Annotated in this window: 1 pseudogene; it reads left to right on the top strand. The window is 54.0% G+C overall.

Going from position 1 to position 598, the window contains the following annotated elements:
• Positions 1–57 precede the first annotated feature (57 nt).
• Positions 58–598: pseudogene (locus tag HII27_RS26825) on the top strand (IS1-like element IS1A family transposase); the annotation flags it as partial.

The following is a 598-nucleotide window of genomic DNA, read 5'->3' as shown; positions in this document are numbered from 1 at the left end:
TAGGTGATGCTGCCAACTTACTGATTTAGTGTATGATGGTGTTTTTGAGGTGCTCCAGTGGCTTCTGTTTCTATCAGCTGTCCCTCCTGTTCAGCTACTGACGGGGTGGTGCGTAACGGTAAAAGTACTGCCGGACATCAGCGCTATCTCTGCTCTCACTGCCGTAAAACATGGCAGTTACAGTTCACATACACAGCCTCTCAACCCGGTACGCACCAGAAAATCATTGATATGGCCATGAATGGCGTTGGATGCCGGGCAACCGCCCGCATTATGGGCGTTGGCCTCAACACGATTTTACGTCACTTAAAAAACTCAGGCCGCAGTCGGTAACCTCGCGCATACAGCCGGGCAGTGACGTCATCGTCTGCGCGGAAATGGACGAACAGTGGGGCTACGTCGGGGCTAAATCGCGCCAGCGCTGGCTGTTTTACGCGTATGACAGGCTCCGGAAGATGGTTGTTGCGCACGTATTCGGTGAACGCACTATGGCGACGCTGGGTCGTCTTATGAGCCTGCTGTCACCCTTTGACGTGGTGATATGGATGACGGATGGCTGGCCGCTGTATGAATCCCGCCTGAAGGGAAAGCTGCACGT

It is taken from the genome of Kluyvera sichuanensis, from assembly GCF_014218705.1.
GTDB classification, from domain to species: Bacteria; Pseudomonadota; Gammaproteobacteria; order Enterobacterales; family Enterobacteriaceae; genus Kluyvera; species Kluyvera sichuanensis.
This window is presented reverse-complemented; position numbering and strand designations above follow the sequence as displayed.